Source organism: Arthrobacter sp. BF1, assembly GCF_056680215.1.
In genome coordinates this window covers 2,965,342-2,987,469 of sequence record NZ_CM155271.1, presented here as the reverse complement: position 1 = coordinate 2,987,469, position 22,128 = coordinate 2,965,342, and the positions used below count along the sequence as shown (strand labels likewise).

Here is a 22,128-nt window from a genome sequence, read left to right as displayed (position 1 = left end):
ACCGCCCCGCACGATCTCATCGGCTGTGACCTGGACCAGATTGTGCCGGTAGGCGACCGGGATTCGCTCAGTGGTTTCTGGACGGAGAAGAGTCCTCCGGCTGGGTCTCCGACGCGAGTCGAGGCCTACAGCTGGGGCAACTTGGCGAGGAGTTCACCATCGTCTTCGTTCCTCAAAGGCGTAGGGCGCGTGTTTGGCCAGGCTCTCTGGTTTCTTGTTGTCCCCTTCGCCCTGACCAACGCGGCTTACTGGGCGCGGAAGTTGCCGGCCCCGGGCACGGGGAAACGTGCCCTGGCTGCCGGAACTGGCGCCGGAACGGTCAGGCTCTTCGCACTGTTGCTCAGCCTTGTTTACACCACCACGTTCTGCGCTGTGGCGTTTGGACTGTTCGCTGTGGAGTGTTTCCCCTCCACCGGGCTGAGCAAGCCAATTGCCATGTGCAAGCAGTTGCCGGAAGCACTGGACTTCATGACCGGTTGGACCCGCGGTCAGCGCCTTGCCTTCGCGGCGCTGGTGCCCATCGCGGCGATCCTTGCCGTTTTCGTGACGGCGAAGCTGGCCGTGGTCAGGAACCTCGCTCCGGCCAGGGTCAAATGGAACGAGGAAGCGCCGGCATCGGGCACTGAGGACTCTGAATCGAAGCCTTTTCTTGCTTCGCCCGGCTTATGGACCCGCCCCCGTGTCTCCCCGTCAACTGGCAGAATTCACATTGCGGCATGCCTTGCCTTGGTTTGTGTGCTGCTTCTGTCCGACGACATCGAAACGCTGTGGCCCCGCGATTGCCAAACCGTGCTAAGGAGATTAGACGGCGAATGCATCCAGGAGTTGTGGGTGGAGATTGGCCGGGATGGCTTGGCGGTGTGGCTATTGATCATGTCGATCGCGCTTCTCCTGGCGTCGATGATCATGGTCGCGTTTTTCTACCCCGAGGTGCGTGCGCACACGGAATATGGGGCCGGTAATACGTGGTCACACGTCCTCTTGGTCAGTGGAGGGATCCTTGTGCTCGCCACGGCTGGTCAGCTGATTTTCGGTTCCGCTCAAGGAGGAGTTGACGGCAAGGACCGAATGTTCGCGGGAACATCAGTGGCTTCCCTCTCGTTGCTGACTGCCCTCGTGGTGCTGGCGGTTGCAGGGCTGTTCATGCGCCGCGGACGTGTGACTTATTTGGTGACTGCTGCCAGCTCGCTAAGTTCGGTGGTACTGGTCGTGTGGGCGATCGGAAAGTGGGAAGACTTTGTGTTGGTCGTTCCCCTGCTCATCACTATCATGTTGGCCTTTTTCTACTTTCGCCTGGCTTTCCTGGACGGCGCCAAGAAAGTGGGATGGGACGGCCGGGGTCCCGGCATCTTTATGTTTGCTGCAATCCTCGTTGCCTTCTTTCTGTCCAGTGCCTTGGTCCTGGGGACCAAAGAATTTTTAGGATGGCCGATGGATAAAGATCTTCCCGCACGTCAGCAAGTGTTTTGGCGGGGTCCGAATGGTGCCTCGTTGACTCTTGACGAGACCTTAGACATTCCTCCCGTTTATGGCGTGACCGGAGGATTGCTCCTTCTTGGCATCACCGTGTCACTCGCTGGGGTTCTGCCTGCGTGTCTCTGGTTGGTGCTCCGGGGAGGTCTGCTGCCTATGCGTCCTCCAGAATATTTCGGGGAGGGTCCGAGGCTTCGTCAACCACCCACTTACTTCAGTGACATCGATGTGGATCCAGGGTTGCCAGCTCAACTGCCAGGCAGAGAACGCCAGAACCTGACTTACCACCGTCGGAGGGTGTCTGCATTGGCACAGCGGGGGGAAGCCGCATTCGGGCTTCTGACGTTGCTCATTTGGCTGGCCGCCGTCCTGGCGATTGCCGCCAGCGCTTTCCGGAGTAGCAGCGAATCTGGTTCAACGTTCAATCGCGGTGTGTTGGAGGCTGTCGCAGGTTTAATCCACAACAATCTTTCCGGATGGGGCATCATCCTGGCGGCAACCCTGATCTTAGCATTTATGGTCAAGAATGCGGCAACCTCCAAAGAAGAAAGGCCTCTTGCCATCCTCTGGGACATCATGTGCTTTCTTCCCAATGCCGCCCACCCGTTCGGCGCCCCCAGTTATTCCAACCGCGTGGTTCCCGAGCTTGCACGGCGCATTAGCGACTGGATTGATCCGCAGGCGGGCGCGGGACGGAATAACAGGGTGCTGATGTCGCGCACAGCCTCGGCGCAGTTGTGGCCATCGCCGCGATCTTCCATCTCAAAGCAAGCAGACCGGACCTGGACTTCTGCCGGATCCGCCTGCTCACCTATGGCGTCCAGCTGCGCCCGTACTTCGGCCGGTTCTTCCCGGAATTGTTCGGCCCTGACGTTCTTGGCAACTGCCCAACCCGGGGACCGGGCCTGTTTTCGGCAGATCCGTGGAAGAAGGCAAGGGAACGGGAAGTGCTGGAGCCCGGGTCGGCGGATCTGACCCTCATCGCTCTCCTCTGCGGCCCAGATAAGGAGCAGACATCCCCGGTTTGGAAGAACATTTGGCGGAGGACCGACTATCTGGGGTTTCCGGCCTACGCCCATTCCGGCCAGGACAACGACCTTGACGTTTATGCCGTGGAAACTGAGCCCAAGCATTCCCAGTTTGTGGTGGCAACCCACGGCAACTACACCGCGACCACCACCTACTCCAAGGTCCGCGAGGAAATGCTCGCCGATTGGCCATGCAAACGTTCTTGGCCGGCCGCGCTTTCCTGCTCGCGGTCGCGCCAGCGCCGGCGGCGCGCTGACGGCTGATTGCTGCCATAGCAGAGGTTTGCGGTAAAGTCAGCCTGCTTAGTAAACGCGGGGCTAGAAACGTAATAGTCACACCCACCCGCTACCGTAGGCATAGGTTCTGCACCGGCTGGGTGGCGAGGCGATGATTTCGCCCGCCCCGATGTCGAACAACAATGAGGAGCACGCATGATGGAAATCTGGCCCGGAACGGCTTATCCGCTTGGCGCCACTTTTGACGGTACTGGCACAAACTTTGCGCTGTTCAGCGAACGCGCCGAAAAGGTGGAACTGTGCCTCTTCGATGACGACGGCGTGGAAACGCGGTTCAGCCTGGATGAAGTGGACGGCTACGTGTGGCACGGCTACGTCCCGCAGGTCCAGCCCGGCCAGAAGTATGGCTACCGCGTCCACGGTCCTTACGATCCCGAATCCGGCAACCGGTTCAACCCGAACAAATTGCTCCTGGACCCGTACGCCAAGGCCGTGCACGGCCAGATCGACTGGGACCCCGCACTCTTCACCTACAACCTGGGCGAAGAGCCGGACACCATCAACAACGACGATTCCGCGCCGCACATGATGATGGGCGTGGTCATCAACCCGTTCTTCGACTGGGACGGCGACCACCTGCCCCGCGTCCCGTACCACAAGTCGGTCATTTACGAAGCCCACGTCAAGGGCCTCACCCAGCTCCACCCCGAGATCCCCGAGGAGCAGCGCGGCACCTACGCCGGCGTCGCGCACCCGTCCGTCATCTCACACCTCCAGAAGCTGGGCGTCACCGCCATCGAACTGATGCCGGTGCACCAGTTCGTCAACGACGGAACCCTGCAGGACAAGGGCCTGAACAACTACTGGGGCTACAACACCATCGGCTTCTTCGCCCCGCAGAACACCTACAGCTCCACCGGCGACACCGGCCAGCAGGTCCAGGACTTCAAGGCCATGGTCCGCTCGCTGCACCGGGCCGGCATCGAAGTGATCCTGGACGTGGTGTACAACCACACCGCCGAAGGCAACCACCTGGGCCCCACCCTGTCCTTCAAGGGCATCGACAACCAGTCGTACTACCGCCTCATGGAGGGCGACGAGAAGCACTACATGGACTACACGGGCACGGGCAACTCGCTCAACGTCCGGCAGCCCCACTCCCTCCAGTTGCTCATGGACTCGCTGCGTTACTGGGTCACCGAGATGCACGTGGACGGCTTCCGGTTCGACCTCGCCTCCACCCTGGCCCGCGAGTTCTATGACGTGGACAAGCTCTCCACGTTCTTCGAACTCATCCAGCAGGACCCGGTGGTTTCCCAGGTCAAGCTGATTGCCGAGCCATGGGACGTCGGCCCCGGCGGTTACCAAGTGGGCAACTTCCCGCCGCAGTGGACGGAATGGAACGGAAAGTACCGCGACACTGTCCGGGACTTCTGGCGCGGGGAGCCGGCCACCCTCGGCGAATTCGCGTCCCGCATCACCGGCTCCGCCGACCTGTACGAGCACTCCGGCCGCCGCCCCGTGGCGTCCATCAACTTCGTCACCGCGCACGACGGCTTCACCCTCGCGGACCTGGTCTCCTACAACGAGAAGCACAACGACGCCAACGGCGAGGACAACAACGACGGCGAATCCCACAACCGGTCCTGGAACTGCGGTGCCGAAGGCCCCACCGACGATCCGGCTGTCCTCGGGATGCGCGCCCGCCAGCAGCGGAACTTCATCGCCTCGCTGCTGCTGTCCCAGGGTGTGCCCATGCTGCTGCACGGCGACGAACTGGGCCGCACCCAGCAAGGCAACAACAACGGCTACTGCCAGGACTCTGAACTGACCTGGATCAACTGGGACAGCATCGACCAGCCCCTCGTTGAATTCACTTCCGCGGTCAACGCGCTTCGCGCCAAGCACCCCACCTTCCGCCGAAGCCGGTTCTTCGACGGCCGCCCAGTGCTGCGAGGCGAAGGCGAGCGGCTGCCGGACATCGTATGGCTGGACCCCTCCGGCGAAACCATGAAGCCGGAAGCCTGGGACAGCGGCTTTGGCCGTTCCGTCGGTGTGTTCCTCAACGGCGACGGCATCCAGGGCAAGGACGTCCGCGGCCGCCGCATCACGGACGTCAACTTCGTCCTGTACTTCAACGCCCACGACGACATTGTGAACTTCACGCTCCCGAACGACGAATACGCGCCCGCCTGGGACATCATCATCGACACCGCCGGCCACAATGCCGATACAGAACCGGTCAAAGCCGGTGAAGCACTGCCGGTCGCTGCGAAGTCCCTGGTGGTGCTCCGTGCCCACATGCTGGAGGAGACCGAACCGGACCACTCCGTGGCCGCGTCGCTTGCCGCGCTGTCGCAGACCGCCACCGCGGAAACCGCCGCCCTGAGTACGCCCACCGTGCCGGAGCCCAAGAAGACAAAGAAGGTCAGCAAGCCGAAGGGTGAGGCTAAGTGAAGGCTCCGGCGTCCACTTACCGGTTCCAGATCCGCAGCAGCTTCACGCTCTTTGACGCTGCCGAAACGGTTCCATACCTGAAGTCACTGGGCGCCGACTGGGTCTACCTCTCTCCGATCCTGACCGCCGAACGCGGGTCCGATCACGGCTATGACGTGACGGATCCGTCGTCGGTGGATCCGGACCGGGGAGGCCCTGCAGGGCTGCGGGCGCTTTCCAAGGCTGCCCGCGCCCATGGCATGGGCGTGTTGGTGGACATTGTCCCCAACCATGTGGGTGTGGCCTCGCCGGCGCAGAACCCCTGGTGGTGGTCGCTCCTCCGGGAGGGCCGCGGCTCGCCTTACGCGGAAGCGTTCGACGTCGACTGGGAGCTGGGAAGCGGCAAGGTCCGCCTCCCGATGCTGGGCTCGGACGCGGACCTGGACCAGCTCGAAATCAGGGACGGGGAGCTCCGGTACTACGACCATCGCTTTCCGCTCGCAGCGGGCTCGTATTCCGAGGGCGATTCGGCGCAGGATGTCCACAGCCGCCAGCACTATGAGCTGATGGACTGGCGCCGCGCGGATGCCGAGCTGAACTACCGGCGCTTCTTCGCCGTCACCACGCTGGCGGGCATCCGGGTGGAGGACCGGTGGGTTTTCGACCAGGCCCATGCCGAAGTGAAACGCTGGTTCTCTGAGGGCCTGGTGGACGGGCTCCGCGTGGACCATCCCGATGGCCTGGCAGATCCTGCCGGGTACCTGCGCTGGCTTAAGGAAGTCAGCGGCGGCGCGTACGTCCTGGTGGAGAAGATCCTGGAGCCGGGGGAGGAGCTTCCGGGCGATTTTGCCTGCGAGGGCACCACCGGCTACGACGCCCTGGCGGACGTGGACCGGGTCCTCGTGGACCCTTCGGGCGCACCGGACCTTGACGCGCTGGACGCCGCCCTGCGGGGAACCGGCGCACCGGCCGACTACGCGGAGATGATCCGCGGCACCAAACGGATGATCGCGGACGGCATCCTGCGGGCCGAGGTGCTGCGGCTGGCGCGCCTGGTGCCCGCTTCGCACGGGCTTGCCCTGAACGTCACGGCGGATGCCATCGCCGAAATCATTGCTTCCTTCCCCGTCTACCGCACGTACCTGCCGGCGGGGGCGGAGATCCTGAAGGAAGCCTGCGGGTCGGCGGCGGAGCACCGTCCCGATCTCGCCGCGGCTGTGGAGACGCTCCTGCCGCTGCTGCTTGACCCCGCCAACCCCATAGCCGTGCGCTTCCAGCAGACTTCGGGGATGGTCATGGCCAAGGGCGTGGAGGACACGGCGTTCTACCGTTACACGCGGCTGGGCACGCTGACCGAGGTAGGGGCGGAACCCACTGAGTTCTCGTTGCCCGCGGAGGAATTCCACCACCGGATGAAACGCCGGCAGGAGGAATTGCCCCTCTCCATGACCACCCTGTCCACGCACGACACCAAGCGCAGCGAGGACGCCCGTGCCCGGATCTCGGTCATCTCCGAAGTCCCGGAGGAGTGGACGGCAACCCTGAACACCCTCCGCGAATTGGCCCCGATCCCCGACGGCCCGTTCGAGAACCTGCTGTGGCAGGCCGTGGTCGGCGCCTGGCCGGCTTCGCGGGAACGCCTGCAGGGCTACGCGGAGAAGGCTGCCCGTGAGGCGGGCAATTCCACCACCTGGACGAACCCGGACGAAAAGTTCGAAGCGAGCGTCAAGGCCGCTGTTGACGCGGCGTTCGACGACGCCCGGGTCACCCGGGTGGTGGAGGACTTCGTGGCGCGGATCGACGCCGCCGCCGCGGCCAACTCACTCGCGGCCAAGATCATCCAGCTGACCATGCCCGGCGTGCCGGACGTGTACCAGGGGTCCGAGTTCTGGGAGCGGTCGCTGACCGACCCGGACAACCGGCGGCCGGTTGACTTTGCCCTGCGGGTCAGGGAGTTGGCAGCGATCGACGCCGGCACCCTACCTGCGGCGGGTACCGAAGCCAGCAAGCTGCTGGTGACCTCCCGCGCATTGCGGCTTCGCCGCGACCGGCCCGAACTCTTCCAGGGCTACAGCCCGCTGACCGCATCCGGCGCGGCGGCGCAGCATCTGCTGGCGTTCCACCGCGGCGGGGAGGGCGCGTCCGGGATCATCACCTTCGCCACCAGGCTCCCCCTGGGACTGGAACGCGACGGCGGGTGGCGGGACACCGCCGTCGAACTCCCCACCGCGATGAAGGATGAGCTCACCGGAACCAGCTACGGGGCCGGTACCGTTTCGGTGGCCGCTGTCCTGGGTACCTACCCGGTGGCTTTGCTGGTGCCGGTGGATGGAGAAAACGCATGACCCTGATCAATGCAGGATCCGAACGGTTCGATGTCTGGGCGCCGGACACCTCAGCGGTGGTCCTGCTCGCCAACGGGCAGCAGTACCCGATGAAGCAGGTGGCCGCCGCCCCCGGCGCGGAAGGCTGGTGGTCCGCGCCGGACGCCCCCGCGGACGCCGAGGTGGACTACGGCTACCTGCTCGACGGCGAAACCGAGCCGCTGCCGGACCCCCGGTCACGGCGGCTCCCTGACGGCGTCCATGCCCTGTCCCGGACCTACGATCCCGCCGCCCACGCCTGGCAGGACTCCGGTTGGCAGGGGAAGGAACTGCGCGGCTCGGTTATTTACGAGCTCCACGTGGGAACCTTTACCCCCGAGGGGACCTTGGACGCGGCGGCCGGCAAACTCGGCTACCTCGCGGAGCTTGGTGTCGATTTTGTGGAACTGCTGCCGGTCAACGGGTTCAACGGAACCCACAACTGGGGCTACGACGGCGTGCAGTGGTTTGCCGTGCACGAAGGCTACGGCGGGCCTGCCGCCTACCAGGGGTTTGTGGACGCCGCCCACGCTGCCGGGGTGGGCGTCATCCAGGACGTGGTTTATAACCACCTGGGCCCCAGCGGGAACTACCTGCCCAAGTTCGGCCCCTATCTGAAGCAGGGCGACGCCAACACGTGGGGGGACGCGGTCAACCTCGATGGCCCGGGCTCCGACGTCGTGCGTGAATACATCCTGGACAACGCTGCCCTGTGGCTCCGCGACTACCACGTGGACGGCCTGCGGCTGGACGCCGTCCACGCGCTCCGTGACGAGCGCGCCGTGCACCTGCTGGAGGACCTCGGAGCGCTGGGCGATGCCATCTCGGCCGAGACCGGGCTGCCGAAGACGCTGATTGCCGAGTCGGACCTGAACGATCCGCGGCTGATCTACCCCCGCGAGGCCAACGGCTACGGCCTCGCCGGGCAGTGGAGCGACGACTTCCACCACGCCGTGCACGTCAACGTCACCGGCGAGACCACCGGGTACTACTCCGACTTCGCGTCCCTCGGCGTGCTGGCCAAGGTCCTCAAGGACGGCTTCCTGCACGACGGCAGCTACTCCAGCTTCCGCGGACGCCACCACGGCCGGCCCATCAATGGCTCGCTGGTCCACCCCGCAGCCTTGGTGGTGTGCAGCCAGAACCACGATCAAATCGGCAACCGCGCTGTGGGGGACAGGCTGTCCCAGTCTTTGGGGTACGGTCCGCTCGCTGTGGCCGCGGTGCTGACGCTGACCTCGCCGTTCACGCCCATGCTGTTTATGGGTGAGGAATATGGCGCCACCACGCCGTGGCAGTTCTTTACCTCGCACCCCGAACCGGAGCTGGGCAAGGCGACGGCGGAGGGCAGGATCCGCGAGTTCGAGCGCATGGGGTGGGATCCCGCCGTCGTGCCCGATCCGCAGGATCCCGAAACGTTCCGCCGCTCCAAGCTCGACTGGGCGGAAGCTGACAGCGGTGACCACGCGCGTCTCCTGTCGCTGTACCGGTCCCTGACCGCGCTTCGGCGCGAGCATCCCGAACTGGCCGGGTTGGGGTTCGCGGAAACTGACGTCACGTTCGACGACGACGCCGGCTGGCTGCGTTTCCGGCGCGGGCGCGTGGAAGTGCTGCTGAACTTCTCTGCGGAGCCGGTTCGGCTGGAGAACGCCGGCGGAACGGTTCTGCTCAGCACCGATGACACTGCGCGGCCGGAGGGCGGCTCGCTCAGCCTCCCGGCATGGAGTGCCGTCATCGTGCAGGTCTAGGGTGATTGGCCGCGGGCTGGCTTCTGTCAGCCCGCGGCGTAACACCGGCCTCCTGTCCTGTTGCCTGCGTCACAGGTGGCAGGATAGAACGTATGACTTATTCAGCCGCGGAAAACCGTTATGAATCCATGCCCTACCGCCGCGTCGGACGCAGCGGTCTGAAGCTCCCGGCCATCTCACTGGGACTCTGGCACAACTTCGGTGACGACAAGCCCTTCGAAGTGCAGCGCGCCATCCTGCGCCGCGCCTTCGATCTGGGCGTCACCCACTTCGACCTCGCCAACAACTACGGTCCGCCCTACGGCGCAGCCGAAACCAACTTCGGCCGGCACTTCAAAGACGACTTCAAGCCGTACCGCGACGAACTCATCATCTCCAGCAAGGCGGGCTACGACATGTGGCCCGGACCGTACGGCAACTTTGGCTCCCGCAAGTACCTGCTGGCCAGCCTGGACCAGTCGCTGCAGCGCATGGGCCTGGACTACGTAGACATCTTCTACAGCCACCGCCCGGACCCGGAAACGCCGATGGAAGAGACTATGGGCGCGCTGGACCAGGCGGTGCGTTCAGGCAAGGCGCTCTACGCCGGCATCTCGTCCTACACCTCGGAGCAGACCCTGGAAGCGGCGCGGATCCTGAAGGAACTGGGCACGCCGCTGCTGATCCACCAGCCGAGCTACTCCATGCTGAACCGCTGGACCGAGAACGGCTCGCCCAACCTGTATGAGGCTCTTGACCAGGTGGGCGCGGGCTCCATCGCGTTCTCGCCGCTCGCCCAAGGGATGCTCACTGACCGCTACCTCAAGGGGGTGCCCGCCGATTCGCGCGCGGCGCAGGACAAGTCCCTGGACCAGGGCATGATCACGGACGAGAACCTTGACCGGATCCGCGGGCTTAACGCTATTGCGGAAGGCCGGGGCCAGACGCTGGCGCAGTTGGCGGTTGCCTGGATCCTGCGCGAGCAGGGCAAGGGCTCTTCGGTGACCTCCGCCCTCGTTGGCGCTTCCAGCGTCCGGCAGCTCGAAGACAGCCTCGCAGCCGTCAACAACCTTGATTTCACGGACGACGAACTGCAGGCCATCGACGAGTTCGCCGTGGAATCGGACATCAACCTCTGGAAGCAGAAGTAACCTAACTGCACTTTCGACGTTGCGGGGGCCGGGAACAATCCCGGCCCCCGCGTGGTTGGGTAAGATGATAAAGCGCCGATTGGCGCACTGCCAGCGCGCCGCCGTCGTAGTTTCCGGTGTTGACCGTCCTGGCGGCTGAGGTTGTCTTCAAAGGAGTTCCGTGTCTGCAAATCCGATTCGTGTTGCCATTGTTGGTGTAGGTAACTGCGCCGCCTCGCTCGTCCAGGGTGTGCAGTACTACCGCGACGCCGACCCCCAGGCCACGATCCCGGGGCTGATGCATGTTGAGTTCGGCAAGTACCACGTCAACGACGTCCAGTTTGTTGCCGCGTTTGATGTGGACGGCAAGAAGGTGGGCGTTGACCTCGCCGACGCCATCCTGGCCAGCGAAAACAACACCATCAAGATCGCCGAAGTTCCCCCCACCGGCGTGACCGTCCAGCGCGGCCCCACCCTGGACGGACTCGGCAAGTACTACCTCGAGACCATCGAGCAGTCCACCGAAGAGCCCGTTGACATCGTCGCAGCGCTGCGCGAAGCCAAGGCCGACGTTATGGTCTGCTACCTTCCGGTTGGTTCCGAGGATGCTGCCCACTTCTACGCGCAGGCTGCCATTGACGCCGGCGTGGCCTTCGTCAACGCCCTGCCTGTCTTCATTGCCGGTACCAAGGAATGGGCCGACAAGTTCACCGCTGCCGGCGTCCCGATCGTGGGCGACGACATCAAGAGCCAGATCGGTGCCACCATCACGCACCGCGTGATGGCCAAGCTTTTCGAAGACCGCGGCGTCACGCTGGACCGCACCTACCAGCTGAACGTCGGCGGCAACATGGACTTCAAGAACATGCTGGAGCGCGACCGCCTCGAGTCCAAGAAGATCTCCAAGACCCAGGCCGTCACCTCCAACGTCGAAGCCGAACTGGCTGCCAAGGACGTCCACATCGGCCCGTCCGACTACGTCCAGTGGCTCGATGACCGCAAGTGGGCCTTCGTCCGCCTCGAAGGGCGCAACTTCGGCGACGCCCCGGTGTCCCTCGAATACAAGCTGGAAGTCTGGGACTCACCCAACTCCGCCGGCGTGATCATCGACGCCATCCGCGCCGCCAAGATCGGCTTGGACCGCGGCATCGGCGGCCCGCTGCTCTCCGCCTCCAGCTACTTCATGAAGTCCCCGCCGGAGCAGTTCAACGACGACCTCGCCCGTGACAAGGTCGAGGCCTTCATCCGCGGCGACCTGGAGCGCTAACCCGCCGCCTCCCCCGGACGCTCTCTCACTTAATGTGGGTTTTTTGGAGATCCTCTCTCACTTAATGTGGGGTTTGACGTGACGCTCTCTCACTCTGGTGGGGGAGCGTCACGGCTTTAAGCGCCATCCGCGGAGACGCACGACGGCGTCAGTCGCCGCTGCGGGGTCCCCGCCGATCGTTGTCGCGTAGTTTTCAAGCCTCAGAACCACGCGCTGAACCGCGGCGAGGAGATCAAGGCGGGGCACGCCGTCGTCGGCCATTTTCACGAGGAGGCGGATCTGCCCGATGTTCCGGCCGACGATCCGCCGGAGTGCCTGGATCAGTTCGAGGGGGAAGTGCAAAAGGGTTTCCCGAAAACCCACATTAAGTGAGAGACGATCGCCGGAAAACCCACATTAAGTGAGAGAGCGTCCGGGTTAGGTGAGGCCCACGGGGTTGCCGGCGTCGTCCACGTCCATGCGCATGGCGGCGGGGGCGGCGGGGAGGCCCGGCATGGTCATGACCGCGCCGGTGAGGGCCACGATGAAGCCGGCACCGGTCTTGGGGATGAGGTCGCGGACGTGGATGGTGAAGCCCTTCGGTGCGCCGAGCCGGGAGGCGTCGTCGGTGAAGGAGTACTGGGTCTTGGCCATGCAGACGGGCAGTCCGGACCAGCCGTTCTTTTCGATGTCCGCCAGCCGCTTGAGGGCCGGGACGGAGAAGTCCACGCCGTCGGCACCGTAAATCTCCTGCGCGATGGTCCGGATCTTTTCCTCCACAGGCAGGTCCAGCGGGTACAGGTGCCGGAAGCTGTTGGGCGCCGCAACCGCAGCGGCCACCTTCGCGGCCAGTTCGTCCCCGCCGTCGCCACCGCCGCCCCGCCCCCACACATCGGCAACCGCGGCCTGTACGCCTTCCGCGGCGCACCACTCCAGCAGCCAGTCGAGTTCCTCCGCAGTATCGGACGAGAACCTGTTGATGGCCACCACCGGCACCACACCGAACTTCTCCACGTTGTGCACGTGCCGCCGGAGATTGGCGACGCCGGCCTGCAGCGCCTCGAGGTTGGGTTCGGTGAGCCGGTCCTTGGGTACGCCGCCGTGCATCTTGAGCGCGCGGACAGTTGCCACCACCACGACGGCGGACGGCGCCACGTCAGCAATCCGCGCCTTGATGTCCATGTACTTCTCCGCACCCAGGTCGGCACCGAAGCCGGCTTCCGTGACCACAATGTCGGCGAGACGCCGGGCCGTCTGGGTGGCGATCAGCGAATTGCAGCCGTGTGCGATGTTGGCGAAGGGGCCGCCGTGAACCAGGGCAGGCGTGCCGGCGATGGTCTGGACGAGGTTCGGCTTGATGGCTTCCTTGAGGAGCAGGGTCAGCGCGCCCTGGACGCCGAGGTCCGCAACTGTGACCGGAACCCGGGCGTAGGTGTAGCCAAAGGTAATCCGGCCCAGCCGCTCGCGCAGGTCGGCCAGATCCGTGGCCAGGCAGAAGACGGCCATGATCTCCGAGGCCACCGTGATGTCGAAGCCGTCCTGGCGCGGCACACCCTGGGTGGGGCCGCCGAGCCCGATGATCACCTCGCGGAGTGAGCGGTCGTTCATGTCCAGAACCCGCTTGAAGGTCATCCGGCGCGGGTCGATGTTCAGCTCGTTGCCCTGGTAGATGTGGTTGTCCACGAGGGCCATCAGGGCGTTGTTCGCTGAGGTCACGGCGTGGAAGTCGCCCGTGAAGTGCAGGTTGATCTCGTCCATGGGCAGCACCTGGGAATAGCCGCCACCGGTAGCCCCGCCCTTCATGCCCAGCACCGGACCGAGCGACGGTTCCCGCAGCGCGATCATCACCTTGTGTCCCGCCCGTGCCAGCGAATCTGCAAGCCCCACCGTGGTGGTGGACTTCCCCTCCCCGGCCGGAGTGGGCGACATGGCGGACACGAGAACCACCCGCCCGAAGGGCTCAGGGGCCGTCAGCCGGGACGGATCAACCTTGGCTTTGTACCGGCCATACAGTTCCACAGCTGCGGCGTTAATACCCGCTTCGGCCGCAATTTCCTCGATCGGCCGGATGACGGCCTGCCTCGCGATTTCGAGGTCGCTCAGGGGAATCAGGCCAGTCATTCCAGCTCCTTAGGTCGCAGCGACAGCCGCGGCCGCCGCAATCGGTGAAACCGCCGGGGCCGGCCGTCCGGCCAGTTTTTCTTCGACCGCGGCGTGGTACGTCTCCAGCGTGATGGCGACGGTGCGGTTCCACCCCAGGTTCTCCGCCCGGATGGAGGCCGCGCGCCCCATGTCGGCGCGCGTGTCCGGATCGTCGTACATGGCTTCGAGAGCGTCAGCCCAGTCCTTGGCGTGGTGGCCATCCACCAGGAGCCCGGTCCGGCCATGCTGGATGGCCCGCGACAGGCCACCTACCCGCGTGCCCACCACGGGGGTTCCGCACGCCTGCGCTTCAATGGCCACCAGCCCGAATGACTCGCTGTAGGAAGGCATGACCACAACGTCGGCAGCCCTGAACCAGGACGCCAGCTCGGCCGCGGTGACAGGCGGAAGGTGCGTCACGACGTCGTCCATTTCAGACTCGGCGATCAGCTGCCGGAGGTTGAAGTCCTTGTTGCCGCTCAACGCCCCAAGGATGGTGAGCCGGAGGTCGATCTCCGGACGCCGGGTGCGCAGCAGCGCCGCGGCCTTGATCAGGACCTGCGGGCCTTTCAGCCGCTGGATGCGGCCGGCGAAGACCAGATGGAAGGTCTCCGGCGGGACGCCGCGCTCCGCCCGGGACCGCGCGCGGAAGGCGGGCGTGAAGGTGCTGAGGTCCACGCCCGGCGGGGCCACATCGATCCGGTCGGGATCGGCACCGTAGTGCGAGACCAGTTCCGTGGCTTCGGCGCTGGTGTTGGCGATCAGGCGTGTGGCGCCGTCGACGATCAGGTGTTCGCCTTCTTCTCGGCGCCGCGGCTCGGGCTGTTCGCCTGACTCCAGCAGGAGGTTCTTGACCTTGGCCATGGTGTGCATGGTGTGGACCAGCGGCACACCCCAGAGTTCGGCGAGTTCCAGGCCGGCGATCCCGGACACCCAGTAGTGCGAATGGATGACGTCATAACGGCCGTGCGGCTGGCGCTGGCGGATCTGCTCGATTTCGGCCACCATGCTGTGCAGCAGCGCGGGCAGTTCTTCCTTGGGGATTTTCCGCGGCGGCCCGGCGAGCACGTTGTGGACGCACACACCCGGGTCGGGGTGTTCGACGGCGGCCTGTTTGGCTGAGGTGGAGCGCGTGAAGATCTCCACTTCGACGCCGGATTCGGCCATTGCGGACGCCAGTTCGCGGATGTAGACGTTCATTCCGCCGGCGTCACCGGAGCCCGGCTGCTCCATGGGGGAGGTGTGGAGGGAGAGAAGCGCGACCCTGCGGATCGGTGTCATGGCCCCTCCTTCCCGCCGCCGGCGCGGCTCCTGGCCCGGCTGTTGTTCACTCGGTAAAACACTACTCCTGCCGCCAGAGTGCACCCAGCGCGGGGAAGTCGCGCTCATACCCGGTCAGCAGCGCCGCCCCGAGTTGGGCCGAGTCCACCAGCGGATGCCGGCTGAATGCTTCGCCGGCGGCAGCCCGGTCGCCGTGCGTCGCAGCGCGGACGGTGAGCTGCTCCACCTCCTTGACCCGGCGCAGCAAGGCAAGTTCCTCCGGGCCCGGCGCTTCCTGGGGAAGCGGCACCGCGCCATCGGGCGTCACCGTGCAGGGGACCTCGACGACGGCGTCCGCGGGCAGTCCCGGAATGGCCGGCCTAGGTGAGGCTTCTCCCGCCGGACTTGCCCCGGCGGGGCCGGGCGGAAGGGTGTTCGGGGTGTTGAGGATGAGTTGGGTGTCGCGCTCGCCGGGTTGGGCGCCCGGGGAAGTTCCGGGTGAACCGCCGGCCAGTGCACGCATCACGGCAAGGGCGACCCGTTCGTAGCCGCCGCCGGCGAGATCGGCCTCGTCGCGCTGCTCCCCGTGGGTCCGGGCCTCGGCGAGGTAGCCTTCCTCGCGGGAGCGGCGGGCGGCGTCCCACAACCGGTAAGCGTCAGGTCCGGAAGAAGCGAGCCGCGGGTACAGCTCGGCCTGCTGGTGGTGGATGGACTCGCCGCGGGTGACGGCCATGGCCCGCATGGCCGCAGCCGCACCGTCCCGCTGGTAGTAGTAATAAAGGTATTCATTGGGCAGCGCCCCGAGCTCCGCGAGGAAGGGTTGAGGGAAGAGCCGGCCTTCCTCAAAGGATGCAAGGGCCGCCGGGTCGGACAGCAACCCGGGCAGCAGATCACGGCCGCCGGACTCCAGCCGGTAAAGCCAGCCGAGATGGTTCAACCCGTAGTAGCCCACGCCGTCGAGCCTTCCATCGCGCAGGGACAGGCCGGCTGCGCGGGCCGCACGGTGAACCAGCCCGCCCGCGGAATCGCAGATCCCGATGACCTTGCGGCCGAGGACGGGCACCAGAGCCTCCGTGACCATGCCCGCCGGGTTGGTGAAGTTGATCAGCCAGGCGTCCGGGCAGTGTTCCCGCATTTGCCGTGCCAGGTGCAGCATTTCCGGGATGGTCCGCAGGGCGTAGGAGATGCCGCCGGCGCCGGTGGTTTCCTGGCCAAGCAGGCCGAGGTCCTGGGCCACACGTTCGTCGGCGACCCGGCCCGCCGTGCCGCCGGGGCGGATGGCCGCGAACACGAGGTCCGTCCCGCGCAGGGCGTCCGGCAGGGACGTGGTGGTACGGACGGCGGGCGGCCGCGCGCTGAGGCGAGCGCCGCCGTCGGGAGCCTCCCTGCCTGAAGTAGCCCCGCCGGCGGGCGTTGGCATGGCCCGCAGGACCGCGGCGATGGCACTCAGCCGGGCGGGGTCGACGTCGAACAGCACCAGTTCGCTGACCAGCCCGGCGAAGGGGCCCGAAACCAAGGCCCGGTACACAAGAGGCACGCGGAACCCGCCGCCGCCGGCAATCATGAGCCGCATAGTCAGCAGTGTAGGCCGCGCCGCGGGCCCGCCCCTATCGCGGCGCGGCGGCAGGGCGTAGTCTGCCGGACATGGACGCCATCCCGGACCGCCGTTTTGATCCGCTTTCGTCCGTCCGTACGCAGGCCGACGGCGGGTTCGACCTCATCCTGGCCGGCACCGTTTTCCAGGACATCATCTTCACCGGCCTGCCGCACGCGCCCGAGCCCGGCACCGAAATCTGGAGCGAAGGAATGGGCAGCTGCCCCGGCGGCGTGGCGAACCAGGCCATTGCCGCGGCCAGGCTGGGCCTGAAGACCGGGCTCGCTGCCGCTTTCGGTGACGACGGTTACGGCGACTACAACTGGAAGATCCTCGCCGGCCAGGAACACGTGGACCTCAGTTTGTCGCGCCGCGTTCAGGGGTGGCATTCGCCGGTCACGGTTTCGCTCAGCGTCCAGCACGACCGTTCCCTGGTGACGCACGGCCACCCTGCTCCCGTGACGGCGTCCGAACTGATCGGGTCACCGCCGGCGGCGCTCGCGGGCATCGCCGAACTCGGCGTCGAGATTGAACCGTGGGCCCAGGCTGCGCACCAGGCCGGGGTCAAACTGTTCGGGGACGTGGGCTGGGATCCCAGCGGGGAATGGGCGCCGGTCCGGCTGGAGAACCTGCAGTACTTCCACGCGTTCCTGCCCAACCAGCGCGAGGCCATGGCGTTCACCGGGAAGGACAACCCGTGGTCGGCGCTGTACGCCCTGGCCGACCGCGTGCCGGTGGCCGTGGTGACACTCGGCGCGCAGGGTGCCATGGCGGTGGACTCCGAAACGGGCGAGGAGGAGTGGGTGCCGTCGCTGCCGGTCACGGCCTTCGATCCCACGGGCGCCGGTGACTGCTTCGACGCGGCCTTCATCGTGGGCAGCCTCGCGGGCTGGCCGCTGGGGAACCGGCTCCGGTTCGCCAACCTTTGCGCGTCCCTGGCGGTACAGGAAGTGGGCGGCTCGCTGGCGGCGCCCGGCTGGGGCGATATCGCCGACTGGTGGAAGCGCGCCAACGCCCGGCCGGAACGCCAGAGCAGCCAGTGGCTCCGCCGCTTCAGCTTCCTCGCGGACATTGTCAGCGACGTCCCGGTGGCGGCACAGCGCCGGGCCGCCGCCACCATCGCGCACCTCTCGGACGCGTAAAGCCCGACGGCGGTGCGGCGCCCCGCGGGTGCCCCTGCGGCGCCTAACCGGCGCTGCTTCAGTGCTGCGGCGGTGCTGCGATTATCCGGCCCTGACAGCCAGCACTAGAATCACTAGGGTGACTTACCCCGCAGAAACCGGTGACTCCAGCGCGTCCTCACGAACGGATCCTCTGTACGAGCGGTCCGCCGTGATCGACCTGGATGCCATCCGCCACAACGTCCGCCGGCTCGCCGGCGCGGCTTCACCCGCCAAGGTCATGGCCGTGGTGAAGGCCGACGCCTACGGGCACGGTGCGGTCCCGGTGGCCCGGGCCGCCCTCGAAGCCGGAGCCTCCTGGCTGGGTGTCGCGCACATCTCCGAGGCCCTGGCACTGCGGGCGGCGGGCATCGACGCGCCCCTGCTGGCCTGGCTGCACACCATCGAAAGCAACTTCGCCGCGGCGGTGGCTGCCGGCGTCGACATCGGCTGCTCCGGCTGGGAGCTGGAACGCATTGTGGCTGCCGCGCGTGACCAGGAGCGCCCAGCACGGATCCACCTGAAAGTGGACACGGGCCTGGGCCGGAACGGTGCAACGCTCGAATCCTGGGACCAGTTGGTGGGTGCGGCCATGGAGTACCAGGACCAGGGCCTCCTGCGCGTAGTGGGCATCTTTTCGCACCTGTCCGTGGCTGACGAGCCCGAACGGCCGGAAACCGACGAGCAGTTGGCCGTCTTCCGCGAGGTGCTGGCTGTGGCTGAGGACGCCGGCGTGGACCCGGAGGTCCGCCACCTGGCCAACACCCCGGCCACGCTGTCCCGCCCGGACACACACTTCGACATGGTGCGCGTGGGCCTCGGCATCTACGGCCTCTCGCCGTTTGAAGGCCAGACCTCCGCTGAGCTGGGCCTCCGTCCCGCCATGACGCTCCGCACCCTCGTGTCCCAGTGCAAGGACGTCCCCGATGGGCAGGGCGTGTCCTACGGCCTGCGCTACCGCACCAGCGGCCCCAGCAGCCTCGCACTGATCCCGCTCGGCTACGCCGACGGCATTCCCCGCATCGCCACCGGCGGCCCCGTCCGGGTGGCAGGCCGGACGTACCCCGTGGTGGGTCGGATCGCCATGGATCAGATGGTCATCGACGTCGGCAACATCGGCGCCGCCGGTGCTGACCTCTTCGGTGCCGAGGCGGTGCTGTTCGGAAACGGGGACGACGGCGGGCCCACGGCAGACGACTGGGCAGCCGCCGCGAGGACGAACAACTACGAGATTGTCACCCGGATCAGCCCCCGGGTGCCGCGCCGGTTCATTAACGAAAGTCCCGCCGTCGGGCATTCTCCTGCTCCGCAGTCTGCTGAAAAGGTCACTCCGTGAGCGTGCCGACCCAGTTGCCCGCGTGGGAACAGACGCTCAGGGTCACGACGGCGGACCAGACCCACGCGCTCGGCGCCGCTTTGGGGGAGGTGCTGCAGGCGGGGGACCTGCTGGTGCTGACCGGCGAGTTGGGTGCCGGGAAGACCACGTTCACACAGGGACTCGGTGAGGGCCTGGGCGTGCGCGCAGGCATCATCTCGCCCACGTTTGTCCTGGTGCGGATCCATCCCAACCTGCCTGACGGCCCGCGGCCCGGCGGCCCCGACCTGGTGCACGTTGACGCGTACCGGCTGGGGTCGGCGTCGGAAATTGACGACATTGACCTGGAAAACACACTGGACTCGTCCGTGACAGTGGTGGAGTGGGGGCGCGGCCGGGTGGAGCACCTGAGCGAAAGCCGACTCGAAGTGGACCTGCACCGCGCCATCGGGCTGGACGCCGTGGGTGCCTCGGAACCGATCCCCGGCCACACTGACATCCTGGACTTTGACACCGAGGACGACGACGAGCCCCGCACCATCGTGATGCGCGGCTTTGGGCCCCGCTGGAGCACCAAGCCAGTCCTCGGTTGCGCCTTCGAAGGGACACTCTGATGCTCATTCTTGCCATCGACACCTCCGCCGTGGCCAGCGCCGCCCTGGTCTCGGACGACGCCCTCGAAGGCGAAGTGGCCAGCTTCGCCACGGAGGACACCCGCAGCCACGCCGAAGTACTGGCCCCCGGCATCGAGGACCTGCTTTCTTCCGCCGGAGTCAGCGGCCAGGACATTGACGCGATCGTCACGGGCGTTGGTCCCGGCCCGTTCACCGGCCTGCGCTCGGGGATCGCGACCGCGCGAACCCTCGCCTTCGTCTGGGACAAGCCCTTGTACGGCCTGATGAGCCTCGACGCCGTCGCCCTGGAAGTGGCCGAGTCCACCGATGCGGCGTCAGAGTTCCTCGTGGTCACCGACGCCCGCCGCAAAGAGGTCTACTGGGCCCGGTACAGCCTGGCCGAGGGCCAGTTGCCGCAGTTGGAGGACGGCCCCCACGTCAGCTTCGCCGCGGACCTGCCGGACCTCCCGGCCTACGGGGCCGGCGCCGGACTCTACAGCGACGTCCTGCGCGCTGACCCAGGCTTCAGCCAGGAGCAGCCGGACGCCCTGTATTTGGGCCAGTTCGCCCTGGCCCGGCTCGCTTCCGGCGCGCAACTGCTCGACTCCACGCCCCTGTACCTGCGGGAATCCGACGCCCAGGTCCCCGGGCCGCGGAAGCGGGCGCTGTGAGCACACCCGCCAGCCCCGGCCGTTCCAGTACCGACCGTCCGAGCGCCGACGGCGTGGTCTTCCGCGACATGGCGCTCGAGGACGTACCCGCAGTCAACGCCCTCGAACAGCGGCTGTTCCCCGCGGATGCGTGGCCGCTGGAGATGTTCCTGGCGGAACTGTCCCAGCCGGAAACGCGCCGTTACACGGTGGCCGAGAGCGGCGGCGAGATTGTGGGCTACGCCGGCCTGATGTGCATCGAGCCGATCGCGGACGTCCAGACCATCGCCGTTGTGCCTGAATTCGAAGGCCGGGGGATCGGCTCGGCTCTCCTGACCCGGCTGATCGACGAGGCACGGCGCCGCCGCGCGGCTGATGTCCTGCTGGAGGTCCGAGAGGACAACCCGCGGGCGCAGCAGCTGTACGTGCGGTTCGGCTTCGAACAGATCCACGTGCGCCGCAAGTATTACCGCGACGGGGTCGACGCCCTCATCATGCGGCTGCAGCTGGTGCCAGAGGGCGCCACCCCCGGCGCTGTGCTACCCGCCGACCCCGCAGCCGGCGGCCCGACAACGGAAGCAGGACAGGCATGAACCGCTCGCAGCCCCTGGTGCTGGGCATCGAATCCTCCTGCGACGAAACCGGCGTGGGCATCGTCCGCGGCACCACGCTCCTCACCAACACTGTGTCCTCCTCGATGGACGAGCACGTGCGCTTCGGCGGGGTGATCCCCGAGATCGCCTCCCGCGCGCACCTTGACGCCTTTGTCCCCACCCTGCGCCAGGCACTGGCAGACGCCGACGTGAAGCTGGAGGATGTGGACGCCATCGCGGTCACCTCCGGCCCCGGGCTCGCCGGCGCACTCATGGTCGGGGTGTGCGCGGCCAAGGCCCTAGCCCTCGCCACCGGCAAACCGCTCTACGCCATCAACCACCTGGTGGCGCACGTGGGCGTCGGGCTGCTGGAAGGTAACCCAAACCGCGGTGCAAAGCACGACGGCGGGTCGCCGGCTTCTGTGCCGGCAGGCGCCGCGGATGCACCGCGCCTGCCCGAGAACCTCGGTGCCCTGCTGGTCTCCGGCGGCCACACCGAGATCCTGAAGATTAACAGCATCACCAGCGACGTTCAGCTCCTCGGCTCCACGATCGACGACGCCGCCGGCGAAGCCTACGACAAAGTGGCCCGCATCCTGGGCCTGGGCTACCCCGGCGGCCCGGCCATCGACAGGCTGGCCCGCACCGGCAACGCGAAGGCCATCAGGTTCCCGCGGGGGCTCAGCCAGCCGAAGTACATGGGCACCGCGGAGGAACCCGGCCCGCACCGTTATGACTGGTCCTTCAGCGGACTGAAGACCGCCGTCGCGCGTTGCGTTGAGCAGTTCGAGGCCCGTGGTGAGGAGGTGCCGGTGGCCGACATCGCCGCGGCCTTCCAGGAGGCGGTGGTGGATGTGATTACGTCCAAGGCCGTGCTGGCCTGCCGTGAGCACGGCATCAAGGACGTCCTGCTGGGCGGGGGAGTGGCGGCCAACTCGAGGCTGCGGGAGCTCACCGGACAGCGCTGTGCCTCGGCCGGAATCAAACTCCACGTGCCGCCGCTGGACCTGTGCACGGACAACGGCGCCATGGTGGCGGCCCTGGGCGCGCAGCTGGTGATGGCAGGGATCGGGCCGAGCGGCATCCGCTTTGCCCCTGACTCCTCGATGCCCGTCACGGCGGTTTCGCTCCCCGCCTGAGTCAGGCCGGACTCGCGAACA

General features: G+C 66.6%; 17 protein-coding genes. 13 read left to right on the top strand and 4 right to left on the bottom strand.

Annotated elements, in window-relative coordinates; all coding sequences use genetic code 11:
* The first annotated feature begins 189 nt into the window (after positions 1-189).
* The 7 genes from AC1MCD_RS13935 to AC1MCD_RS13905 all read left to right on the top strand — a co-directional run bounded on the left by AC1MCD_RS13935 (position 190) and on the right by AC1MCD_RS13905 (position 11,661).
* The gene (locus tag AC1MCD_RS13935) at positions 190-2,448 is read left to right on the top strand and encodes a hypothetical protein (protein WP_498672820.1); all 2,259 of its coding nucleotides are present in this window, start codon (positions 190-192) and stop codon (positions 2,446-2,448) included.
* Positions 2,421-2,765, top strand: coding sequence for a hypothetical protein (locus AC1MCD_RS13930; protein ID WP_498672818.1), 345 nt, complete (start codon positions 2,421-2,423; stop codon positions 2,763-2,765). Before AC1MCD_RS13935 ends, AC1MCD_RS13930 begins: the two co-directional genes overlap by 28 nt.
* Positions 2,766-2,936: 171 nt before the next feature.
* Complete coding sequence (glgX, locus tag AC1MCD_RS13925; protein ID WP_498678352.1) at positions 2,937-5,195, top strand: glycogen debranching protein GlgX; 2,259 nt, start codon at positions 2,937-2,939, stop codon at positions 5,193-5,195.
* Positions 5,192-7,519: a malto-oligosyltrehalose synthase gene (treY, locus tag AC1MCD_RS13920; protein ID WP_498672816.1), complete on the top strand. Its 2,328-nt coding sequence runs from the start codon at positions 5,192-5,194 to the stop codon at positions 7,517-7,519. Before glgX ends, treY begins: the two co-directional genes overlap by 4 nt.
* Positions 7,516-9,285, top strand: coding sequence for a malto-oligosyltrehalose trehalohydrolase (treZ, locus tag AC1MCD_RS13915; protein ID WP_498672814.1), 1,770 nt, complete (start codon positions 7,516-7,518; stop codon positions 9,283-9,285). The genes treY and treZ overlap by 4 nt, the downstream gene beginning before the upstream one ends.
* 92 nt (positions 9,286-9,377) lie before the next feature.
* Positions 9,378-10,415: an L-glyceraldehyde 3-phosphate reductase gene (gene mgrA / locus AC1MCD_RS13910; RefSeq protein ID WP_498672812.1), complete on the top strand. Its 1,038-nt coding sequence runs from the start codon at positions 9,378-9,380 to the stop codon at positions 10,413-10,415.
* Between the two features lie 160 nt (positions 10,416-10,575).
* Positions 10,576-11,661: an inositol-3-phosphate synthase gene (locus tag AC1MCD_RS13905; RefSeq protein WP_498672810.1), complete on the top strand. Its 1,086-nt coding sequence runs from the start codon at positions 10,576-10,578 to the stop codon at positions 11,659-11,661.
* Positions 11,662-11,769: 108 nt separating this feature from the next.
* Here the strand turns inward: AC1MCD_RS13905 and AC1MCD_RS13900 are convergent, their stop codons facing one another.
* The 4 genes from AC1MCD_RS13900 to AC1MCD_RS13885 all read right to left on the bottom strand — a co-directional run bounded on the left by AC1MCD_RS13900 (position 11,770) and on the right by AC1MCD_RS13885 (position 16,615).
* Entirely contained in the window at positions 11,770-12,003 is a 234-nt protein-coding gene (locus tag AC1MCD_RS13900; protein ID WP_498672808.1) for a MerR family transcriptional regulator, read from the bottom strand.
* A 75-nt stretch (positions 12,004-12,078) separates the two neighbouring features.
* Positions 12,079-13,761, bottom strand: coding sequence for a formate--tetrahydrofolate ligase (locus tag AC1MCD_RS13895; RefSeq protein ID WP_498672807.1), 1,683 nt, complete (start codon positions 13,759-13,761; stop codon positions 12,079-12,081).
* Positions 13,762-13,770: 9 nt separating this feature from the next.
* Entirely contained in the window at positions 13,771-15,063 is a 1,293-nt protein-coding gene (mshA, locus tag AC1MCD_RS13890) for a D-inositol-3-phosphate glycosyltransferase (protein WP_498672805.1), read from the bottom strand.
* Between the two features lie 61 nt (positions 15,064-15,124).
* The gene (locus AC1MCD_RS13885) at positions 15,125-16,615 is read right to left on the bottom strand and encodes a family 4 glycosyl hydrolase (protein ID WP_498672802.1); all 1,491 of its coding nucleotides are present in this window, start codon (positions 16,613-16,615) and stop codon (positions 15,125-15,127) included.
* Between the two features lie 71 nt (positions 16,616-16,686).
* Here AC1MCD_RS13885 and AC1MCD_RS13880 point away from each other — a divergent pair, with 71 nt between their 5' ends.
* From AC1MCD_RS13880 to tsaD, 6 genes are all read left to right on the top strand, one after another.
* Complete coding sequence (locus tag AC1MCD_RS13880) at positions 16,687-17,778, top strand: PfkB family carbohydrate kinase (RefSeq protein WP_498672800.1); 1,092 nt, start codon at positions 16,687-16,689, stop codon at positions 17,776-17,778.
* 118 nt (positions 17,779-17,896) lie between these two features.
* The gene (alr, locus tag AC1MCD_RS13875) at positions 17,897-19,132 is read left to right on the top strand and encodes an alanine racemase (RefSeq protein ID WP_498672798.1); all 1,236 of its coding nucleotides are present in this window, start codon (positions 17,897-17,899) and stop codon (positions 19,130-19,132) included.
* Positions 19,129-19,725 carry a tRNA (adenosine(37)-N6)-threonylcarbamoyltransferase complex ATPase subunit type 1 TsaE gene (gene tsaE, locus AC1MCD_RS13870; protein ID WP_498672796.1) on the top strand — a complete coding sequence of 199 codons (597 nt, stop codon included), beginning with the start codon at positions 19,129-19,131 and terminating at the stop codon, positions 19,723-19,725. Before alr ends, tsaE begins: the two co-directional genes overlap by 4 nt.
* Positions 19,725-20,396, top strand: coding sequence for a tRNA (adenosine(37)-N6)-threonylcarbamoyltransferase complex dimerization subunit type 1 TsaB (gene tsaB / locus AC1MCD_RS13865; RefSeq protein WP_498672794.1), 672 nt, complete (start codon positions 19,725-19,727; stop codon positions 20,394-20,396). The genes tsaE and tsaB overlap by 1 nt, the downstream gene beginning before the upstream one ends.
* Positions 20,397-20,464: 68 nt before the next feature.
* Positions 20,465-20,968: a ribosomal protein S18-alanine N-acetyltransferase gene (gene rimI / locus AC1MCD_RS13860; protein WP_498678351.1), complete on the top strand. Its 504-nt coding sequence runs from the start codon at positions 20,465-20,467 to the stop codon at positions 20,966-20,968.
* A complete protein-coding gene (gene tsaD / locus AC1MCD_RS13855) occupies positions 20,965-22,107 on the top strand; it encodes a tRNA (adenosine(37)-N6)-threonylcarbamoyltransferase complex transferase subunit TsaD (RefSeq protein WP_498672793.1) in 1,143 nt (380 codons plus the stop codon). The genes rimI and tsaD overlap by 4 nt, the downstream gene beginning before the upstream one ends.
* Positions 22,108-22,128: the final 21 nt, after the last annotated feature.

Bases quoted from the DNA above. Each gene is read 5' to 3' on its own strand.
- glgX (WP_498678352.1), top strand. From the start codon at position 2,937: ATGGAAATCTGGCCCGGAACGGCTTATCCGCTTGGCGCCACTTTTGAC.
- AC1MCD_RS13880 (WP_498672800.1), top strand. From the start codon at position 16,687: ATGGACGCCATCCCGGACCGCCGTTTTGATCCGCTTTCGTCCGTCCGT.
- AC1MCD_RS13885 (WP_498672802.1), bottom strand. From the start codon at position 16,615: ATGCGGCTCATGATTGCCGGCGGCGGCGGGTTCCGCGTGCCTCTTGTG.
- AC1MCD_RS13895 (WP_498672807.1), bottom strand. From the start codon at position 13,761: ATGACTGGCCTGATTCCCCTGAGCGACCTCGAAATCGCGAGGCAGGCC.
- mshA (WP_498672805.1), bottom strand. From the start codon at position 15,063: ATGACACCGATCCGCAGGGTCGCGCTTCTCTCCCTCCACACCTCCCCC.
- mgrA (WP_498672812.1), top strand. From the start codon at position 9,378: ATGACTTATTCAGCCGCGGAAAACCGTTATGAATCCATGCCCTACCGC.
- tsaB (WP_498672794.1), top strand. From the start codon at position 19,725: ATGCTCATTCTTGCCATCGACACCTCCGCCGTGGCCAGCGCCGCCCTG.
- treZ (WP_498672814.1), top strand. From the start codon at position 7,516: ATGACCCTGATCAATGCAGGATCCGAACGGTTCGATGTCTGGGCGCCG.
- rimI (WP_498678351.1), top strand. From the start codon at position 20,465: ATGGCGCTCGAGGACGTACCCGCAGTCAACGCCCTCGAACAGCGGCTG.
- tsaD (WP_498672793.1), top strand. From the start codon at position 20,965: ATGAACCGCTCGCAGCCCCTGGTGCTGGGCATCGAATCCTCCTGCGAC.